Below are 8,324 nucleotides of genomic sequence, written 5' to 3' on the forward strand. Positions count from 1 at the left end.
GGCAACAGACCATGAAAAACGAATACATCGGCACGCCCTCTATGCTTCTGCGACCGGGAATTAAAACGTGGGTCTTGATCAGATGGTCCTCAATTTCCCACTGGCTGGTTTTGCAAATCGGGCACTGGACGCTGCCGGACCCGTGTTCCAAAAACCACGCAGCGCATTTTTCGCGCTCTTCGCTACTGAGAATTCCCCTGTCGTCTGGCATGCAGTCCTCCCGAATGATCGTCTGCTGTATGTAAATAGTGAAAGCACGTTGGCTGGCGCGGCCTCGCTGCTCAAAGCGACCATGGCTGCGCGCAATTCATCTGGCGTCGGTTTCAAGGAATCCCAATGTATGCGATTCCGGCGACGACTCCCAGCGCCGCAATTATTCTCATAAATTGTGAATAATTCGGGTCGTCGCCTAATTTGATCGGAAGTAGATGTAGCGATGGCTGTCCCCAGCCACTTTTTCTCGATGAACACGGCGGCGGCTGAGGACAGCCGCCGCTACATTTTTCAAATTAGACGACGATCATAATTCGCGCTTGCTTTATTCGGCTGCGTGCTTGCGGTATCATTGACCGCCTTCTGCAATACAGCCACCGGGTTTGTGCCCATGAAAATTATCCAGTGCGACGAATCGCATGCTGAGCCGATTTTGGCGATTTTTAACGACGCCATCGCCAACACCACTTCGCTGTACGATTATCATGCCCGCACGTTGCAGACCATGCACAGTTGGTTTGCCGACAAGCGGAAGGGGAATTACCCGGTGATCGGCGTGGTCAACGAGGCGGGCCAATTGATGGGGTTTGGCACGTACGGCACCTTCCGGGTGCGGCCGGCTTACAAGTACACCGTGGAGCATTCGGTGTATGTGGACGCACAATTTCGCGGGCAAGGCGTGGGGAAAGTATTGATGCGGGAAGTGATTGCCGCGGCCGAAGCGCAAAACTATCACGTGCTGGTGGGCGGCATCGATTCGCAAAATGCCGTGAGCATTGCGCTGCACAAACAGTTCGGCTTCGCGTACTGCGGAACCGTGAAGCAGGCGGGCTTCAAGTTCGGCCGCTGGCTCGATCTGGATTTCTACCAGCTCATTTTGAAAACGCCGGCGGAGCCTGTGGATGGATGAGCAGGTGATGGGGTGACGGGTTAGGGGTGAAAAACAGAGCCGCGCGCGTTAGCAAGCGGCTTCATTTGCGCGCGGGCTTTTGCACTTCGCGGTGGCGGAAGCAATCGATGGTGTGGTCGTTCACCATGCCCACCGCCTGCATGTGGGCGTACACCACCGTGGGGCCCAGAAATTGAAAGCCCCGTTGTTTGAGGTCTTTTGACCAGCGGGCGGCAACGTCGTCGAAGGCGGGCACCTCTTTCATCTTGCGAAATCGGTTCACGATGGGGCGGCCCTCGACCCAGCTCCACATGTATTTGGCAAACGTGCCAAACTCTTCGCGCACTTCCAAAAAGCGCTGCGCGTTATTCACCGTGGCCTTGATTTTGGCCCGATTGCGCACAATGCCGGCATCGTTCACCAATCGCTGGAGGTCGCGCGCGGTGAAGCGGGCCACTTGGCGATAGTCGAATTTAGCGAAGGCCCGGCGAAAATTTTCGCGCTTGTGCAGCACGCACCGCCACGATAAGCCCGCTTGAAACGCCTCCAGCACCAAGAACTCAAACAGCTTGCGGTCGTCATGCAGCGGCACACCCCATTCGGTATCGTGGTAAGCCACGTAAAGCGGATCATCCAGCGGCGGCCAGGGGCAACGGAGGGGCTTGGGCATGGGAGGGATAATGAGGTGATAAGGTGAGCGGGTGATAAGGTGATGGGGTGAGGTTTAGCCGCGACCCGCTGGGGGAGCGCGGGTGATGGGGTGAGAGCGAAATTGTGATTAACTCGGGTGGTTTTTTATCCAGTATTCGCGGAAAGACCGCAATCGGGGAAGCGATTCCACATCTCTTTGCCGACCGGCAGCCTCTTGCTGGCGATGATGTCGTCGATGTGGCAAACGGGAAAGCCTTCGACATCGACGTGTCTTTTCCAAGCGTCGTCAAATTGCTCTATCCCGTCGCGGGCAAAAATTAGATCCAGATCAAATGGTCCATTCTTCAACTGCACAAAGTCCTTGCCACTTTCTATTTCCCGAAGTTGATTTTCGGACAATTGGAAGCCTAAATCAGCGAGCGCCAAATTAATTGCTTTGCAATTCCCTTCGGTCTTTGCCGCGTACAGATCGGCATCCTGCGTTGTGTCGGGAAAGCCAAGTAGAATGGCGCCCGATTTTCCGATGAACAGATATCTTACGCCATGCCGTGCGAAGGCATCGCGGATTTCCTCCGCTTGGCGATACTCAAATGCGCCCATAGCCGAGCCAATCGGGAAGATTTTTTTCACACCAGGCGCGATAGTCGGCCATGGTATCGAAGGCCCGGAAAGTGGCGTCGTCGAGCACTGGCTTGTACGTGCGGATAAAAGCGTACTTAAACCGCTCGCGCAAAGGCCGCCGGGCGGCAGCTTCAAACTCCTGCATCTCTTCGGCGGAAATCGAGAGAACTGGCAATTCTGGCTGGGATTCGAGCATAGTTACATTGTGCCATGATAAGCTGTGAAATTGTATCACGCCCGGCAGCGATCCAAGAGCTGGTTTATTGCGTAGGGGAGATGGTCTGGACAAACTCGTTCCTGGCGTTGTAAGTTCTTGGGCAGATGGTGGTTGAGTGAATAGCTGCCAACACTCTAGGGGACCCTGGCAACCTCGAAAGTAACGCCGTAAACTATTGCCAAAACTAAAGTTGTGTTTTTTTGGCAATTGCAGCGCCAACCGCATTCCGAGCCACAGGGAGTTGAGGGAACATGGGTGAAACCAACGGGCAAGCAATGATCGAGGCGGTCGGGTTGTCGAAATATTACGGCGATTTCGCGGCCATTGATGATGTCTCGTTTCATGTGAACCAGGGGGAAGTGGTGGCGTTTTTGGGGCCGAACGGGGCCGGCAAAAGCACCACCATGAAACTGCTGACCGGATATTTGGCTCCCACCGCCGGCTCCGCCCGCATTGCCGGGCACGACATGGCCCGCGATCGCTTGGCGGCCTCGTCCCGGTTGGGTTATTTGCCGGAAAACGGCCCGCTGTATGTCGACATGACTCCCCGCAGCCTACTGGAATTTTTTGCCGACGCGCGCGGCATGTCGCCGGCGCGGAAAAAACAGCGCATTGATGCCGTCGTGGAACAGTGCGCTTTAGGCGCAGTGATTGGCAAGGCCATTGGCAAGTTATCGAAAGGTTATCGGCAACGTGTAGGCATGGCGCAAACGCTGTTGCACGAGCCCGACGTGTTAATTCTTGACGAACCCACGGCAGGATTGGATCCGAACCAGATTCGCGAAGTGCGGGAAACCATTCGCCGGCTGGGGCGCGAAAAAACCATTTTGCTTTCGACCCATATCATGCAGGAAGTGGAAGCGATTGCCAATCGGGTGTTGTTCATTAACGAAGGTCGATTGGTGTACGATGGCGCGCCCGCGGAATTGACCAAAGACGGTTACTCGCTGGATGAACGTTTTCGAGCGCTTACCGCGACGGCGCCAGCGTGAAATGCGATGAGCGGTTAGCAATTAGCGGCTAGCAATTAGCAGAACAACGATACGATAAAAAATTCACCCAACACTTGAACCGTTACCATCTGCAATGAATTACCACGTTATTCGCGCGATTTTCCGGCGGAACTTTGTCAGCTATTTCAGCAACCCGACGGGCTACGTCTTTATTTGCGTGTTTGTGCTGCTGGGATCGTTCTCAGCATTTTGGCCCGACGAGTTTTTCAACGCCAACCTGGCGAACTTGGAGCAACTGAATCATTGGTTCCCCTACATCATGCTGGTGTTTATACCGGCCATCACGATGAGCATTTGGGCCGACGAGCGCCGGCAGGGGACCGACGAGCTGCTGCTGACCATTCCGGCGGCCGATATTGACGTGGTGTTGGGAAAATATTTTGCCGCGGTGGCAATTTTCAGCGTGTCGCTGCTGTTCTCGCTGATTTGCAATTTGTCGGTGTTGCGAAAGCTGGGTGCTCCCGATGTCGGTTTGCTCTTGGGCACGTATTTCGGCTATTGGATGGTGGGCTTGGCGATGTTGGCCATTGGCATGGTGGCGTCGTTTTTAACGTCCAATTTAACGGTGGCGTTCATTTTGGGCGTGGCCTTCAACGCGCCGCTGGTGTTTTTGAATGTGCTGGATGTCATTGTGCGTGGCTCGGCCTGGACCGCCACTGCCAAGGGTTGGAGTGTGGGAGAGCAAATGAGCGATTTTGGCCGCGGCGTCATTAGCCTGCCCGCCATTTGCTACTTTCTAATGATCGTTGTGGCCATGCTTTATTTGTGCATGGTGCTGATTGGCCGGCGGCATTGGCTAGGGGGCCGCGGCGGCAAATCGATGGGGCCCCATTACGTGATTCGCGCCCTGGCGCTGGTGGCGCTGGCCGTGGGAGTGAATTTGCTGGTGCAGAACGTGAACATTCGGGCGGATGTCACCCAGGAACGGCTGAATTCGATTGCGCCGGAAACCAAGCAGCTAATTTCTGGTCTCGATCCGCAACATCCGGTGGTGATTGAAGCCTTCATCAGCGCGAACGTGCCGGAGGAATTTGTGCAAACCCGGCTCGATTTGCTGAATTTGCTGCGGGAATTCCAGCAGCTTTCCGGCGGAAAAATTCGCACCAACGTGCATTCCGACGTGGAGCCGCTGACCGACGAAGCCCAACGCGCCGAACAACAATTCGGCATCGCGCCGCAGGAAGTCTTCACGCAATCGCGGGGCGTGTTCAAAAATGAAAACATCTATTTGGGCGCGGCGATCACCTGTGGGCTGGAGAAAATGGTGATCCCGTTTTTTGAGCGCGGCGTGCCCGTGGAGTACGAATTGGTGCGCTCGTTGGCGACCATCACGCAGCAAAAGCGAAAGCGCGTGGGGGTGCTGCAGACCGATGCAGAATTATTCGGCGGATTCGATTTCAGCGGCGGCATGCCCCGGCAGCGCCCCAACGAACGGTTGATTGAAGAACTGGGCAAGCAATACGAAGTGGTGCGCGTGGATCCGACCAACCCCATCACGGAGCGCTACGACGTGCTGCTGGCAGTGCAGCCTTCATCGCTGACGCAGCCGCAAATGACGAACTTTATCGATGCCGTGCGCAAAGGCCAGCCGACGGCCATTTTTGAAGATCCGTTGCCGGCTTACATTGCCGGCGCCGTCGGCACCGGCGAGCCCCGCCGCTCACGGCAAAACCCGATGATGCCCTTCCAGCAGCCGCAAGCGGAGCCGAAGGGGAACATCCAAGAACTGTGGGATTTGCTCGGAGTGGAGTTGGTGCAAAAGAGTCGCCGCAGCGGACTGCTCGGCGATTTGGATAGTGGTTACGCCGTGGTGTGGCAAAATTTCAAGCCGGAAAGGTTCTCGGGAATCGATCAGCTTACACCGGAGTACGTGTTCATTAGCGCCGAGGCGCCGCATACCAGCGAGCCCTTTGAGCCGTTCAACGAAAAGAATCCAATCACGGCCGGCCTGCAAGAGTTGATTCTGCCTTTGCCCGGTGGATTGACCAAGCTCAACGCCGCCAGCACCGATTTTGTGCCTCTGGTGCACACCGGCAGCAACACCGGCCTGATTATGGTGAAAGATTTGATAAGCGCGCGGGCGTCGCTGGATATTCGCAGCCGCGAAGGCGCGCCGACCAACGAGGAATATGTTTTAGCGGCGCGGATTACAGGCAAGGCGAAAGCGACTGAGGACGAAGAAGACGCCGCAAAAACAAGCGCCAAGGATAATGGCGATAAAGCCGGCGGCAAAAAAGGGGACGACGCCAAGAACGACACAAAAAAAATGGACGCTGCAAAAACAGACGCCAAAAGCGGCGCAAAAGACGAAAAGCAGGGGGATGCCAAAGGAGCATCGTCCGATGCCGCCACAGATCACAAAGAAGACGCCAATTCCCAATTGAATGTGGTGCTGGTGGCCGATATCGACATGCTGGCTGCACTGTTTTTCGACAGCCGTGCCCGGCGTTCCCCCGATACGGAGCTGCAAATCGACACCGACAATGTCACGTTCGTGCTCAATGCCTTGGATGTGTTGGCCGGCGACATGCGCTTTGTGCAACTGCGAAACAAGCGGCCCATGCACCGCCCGCTGGAGGAAATTGTAAAGCAAACGGAAGATGCGCGCAAAGAAACGGAAAAAGCGCTCAACCAGTTCAAAAAAGCCAGCCAGGAACAAGAGGAGCAGTTGGAAAAAGAATTGACCGATACGAAGGAAGAGCTGAACAAGCAGTTAACCGAGCTGCAGAAGCAGGACAACGCCGATCCCAACGTGCTGCGCGAGAAAGGAATCGATTTGTCGCTCAAGCTGCAAGTGGCCAGCCGGCGCAAGGAAGTGACCGAGGAGCATTTGCGGCAGGAAACTCAAAAACAAATTGAAAAAGCCAATAGCGAATTAGTGGCCTCCGTGCACGGCGTGCAAGACACTTACAAATTATGGAGCGTGATTTTGCCTCCCGTGCCTCCGCTGCTGGTGGCCTTTTTCGTGTATTTTTATCGCCGCACGAAGGAGCGCGAAGGAGTGGCCAAAGCGCGGCTCCGATAACGAGCAGTTAGCCGTTAGCAACTGGCGGCATTCATTCGCAAAAATTGAATCGGACATGAACCGTGATGCGTGAAACCTTTCGATGAAACCAAACCATATTTCCATCTGGCTAATCGCTAGCCGCTAATTGCTAATTGCTACGAAAACTATGAACGAAACCAGCAAAACCATCTCGTTTGTCATGACCGCAGTTGCCGTGCTGTTCTTGGCTTGGGTGATTCGGCCTGTCCCGCCGCCGGTGCAAACCGACGCGTTGGTCGGCAAGTCGTTATTTCCCGCGCTGGACGATCCGCTCAAGGCCAAGCGCATGCGAATTGTCACCTTCGACGAGGGAACCAGCCAGGTTCGAGATTTCGAAGTGGCGCAAGTGAACGGCGCCTGGTCGTTGCCGTCGCACAAAAACTATCCGGCCGATGCCAAAGACCAAATGGCTTCCGCCGCGGCGTCGCTGGTCGATCTGAAAGTGTTGGCCGCCGTCAGCAACGATGCCCGCGATCATGCACTGTACGGCGTGGTCGAGCCAAAATCTTCCGAAGATCAGTTCGGACAAAAAGGAGTGGGCAAGCTGGTCACCATTGAAGATGAAAACAGCAAGCCACTGGCGCGGATCATCATCGGCAAGGAAGATAAGCCCACGCACAGCGACGAGTTCGCCGGCTCGCAAACGCAATTGCGGTTTGTCCGCATTCCGGGCCAGGACCAGGTGTATCGGGTGCAAATGAATGCCGATAAATTCAGCACCAATTTTGCCGATTGGATCGAAACCGACCTGCTCAAGCTTAGTCCCTGGGATGTAACGGATATCAAGCTCCACGATTACTCCGTGGCCGACAAGCTGACTCCCACGGGCGAAGTGACGCCGGTGATGATGCCGCGGGCCGACATCGATTTGTCGTTCGACGATAAATCGAACAAGTGGAATCTTAAGCAACTGGAAGAATACAAAGACAGCAAGCCCAAGGAAGTGAAGCTGACCGACGCGGAGGAATTGAACACGACCAAATTGAACGATTTAAAAACCGCGCTCAGCAATTTGAAAATTATCGACGTGGCCCGCAAACCGCCGCAACTGAGCGCCGACTTAAAGACGGAAAAGGGAGCGATACGCGACGAAGGGATGGAAGATTTAATGCGCCGCGGCTTTCTGCCGGCGATGGTGCACAATCAATTCCAGCTTGTCTCGAATGACGGCGAGGCCATTGTTTCGATGAAGGACGGCGTGCAATACGTGCTGCGGTTTGGCGAGGTGGCGGGAATCGATTCCGGCGCCGAGGCCGACAAAAAGAAAACCGCCGATGCCAAGTCGGACGGCAAAAAAGACGAGAAAGGCAAAAAGAGCGAAACCGCTGGCGAGAAGTCGGAGGCGTCAATTGCCGACGAGGCCGACAAAAGCGGAGGGGAGAAATCGAGCAAGACAGGCGGCCTGAGTCGGTACATCATGGTGATGGCCCAGTTCAATCCCGATTTAATTCCTAAGCCCGTATTGCAACCGTTGCCGGAAATCAAAAAAGCGCCCGAGAAAGCAACCACCGGCAAAACCGCCGAGCCGACAAAAACCGAAGGGGCAAAAGCTGCATCGGCCGACAAAAAAGGAGACGGCAAATCGGACGCCAAAAGCGAGGACAAGAAAGACGACAAGAAAGACGCCAAGAAGGATGATTCCAAATCGGGCGCGGCAGCCAAAGATGAAAACGA

General features: G+C 55.2%; 6 protein-coding genes. 4 read left to right on the top strand and 2 right to left on the bottom strand.

Annotated elements, in window-relative coordinates:
* Positions 1-604 precede the first annotated feature (604 nt).
* Positions 605-1,123, top strand: coding sequence for a GNAT family N-acetyltransferase (locus tag VFE46_00480; protein ID HZZ26450.1), 519 nt, complete (start codon positions 605-607; stop codon positions 1,121-1,123).
* Positions 1,124-1,184: 61 nt separating this feature from the next.
* On the opposite strand, the gene VFE46_00485 is transcribed toward VFE46_00480, so the two are convergent.
* Both VFE46_00485 and VFE46_00490 read right to left on the bottom strand, forming a co-directional pair.
* Complete coding sequence (locus VFE46_00485) at positions 1,185-1,772, bottom strand: DNA-3-methyladenine glycosylase I (protein ID HZZ26451.1); 588 nt, start codon at positions 1,770-1,772, stop codon at positions 1,185-1,187.
* Between the two features lie 125 nt (positions 1,773-1,897).
* Positions 1,898-2,509, bottom strand: a complete 612-nt coding sequence (locus VFE46_00490) for a hypothetical protein (protein HZZ26452.1) — start codon at positions 2,507-2,509, stop codon at positions 1,898-1,900.
* 333 nt (positions 2,510-2,842) lie between these two features.
* On the opposite strand from VFE46_00490, the gene VFE46_00495 reads away from it, so the two are divergent.
* The 3 genes from VFE46_00495 to VFE46_00505 all read left to right on the top strand — a co-directional run.
* Positions 2,843-3,583: an ATP-binding cassette domain-containing protein gene (locus VFE46_00495; protein HZZ26453.1), complete on the top strand. Its 741-nt coding sequence runs from the start codon at positions 2,843-2,845 to the stop codon at positions 3,581-3,583.
* Positions 3,584-3,677: 94 nt separating this feature from the next.
* Positions 3,678-6,629 carry a Gldg family protein gene (locus VFE46_00500; GenBank protein ID HZZ26454.1) on the top strand — a complete coding sequence of 984 codons (2,952 nt, stop codon included), beginning with the start codon at positions 3,678-3,680 and terminating at the stop codon, positions 6,627-6,629.
* A 148-nt stretch (positions 6,630-6,777) separates the two neighbouring features.
* On the top strand, positions 6,778-8,324 hold a 1,547-nt coding region (locus VFE46_00505; protein ID HZZ26455.1), incomplete at its 3' end, for a DUF4340 domain-containing protein.

It is taken from the genome of Pirellulales bacterium (assembly GCA_035656635.1).
Lineage (GTDB): Bacteria > Planctomycetota > Planctomycetia > Pirellulales > JADZDJ01 > DATJYL01.

What these genes read in the sequence shown, in the direction of transcription:
- VFE46_00480 (HZZ26450.1), top strand. Translation starts at nt 605, where the DNA reads ATGAAAATTATCCAGTGCGACGAATCGCATGCTGAGCCGATTTTGGCG.
- VFE46_00485 (HZZ26451.1), bottom strand. Translation starts at nt 1,772, where the DNA reads ATGCCCAAGCCCCTCCGTTGCCCCTGGCCGCCGCTGGATGATCCGCTT.
- VFE46_00495 (HZZ26453.1), top strand. Translation starts at nt 2,843, where the DNA reads ATGGGTGAAACCAACGGGCAAGCAATGATCGAGGCGGTCGGGTTGTCG.
- VFE46_00500 (HZZ26454.1), top strand. Translation starts at nt 3,678, where the DNA reads ATGAATTACCACGTTATTCGCGCGATTTTCCGGCGGAACTTTGTCAGC.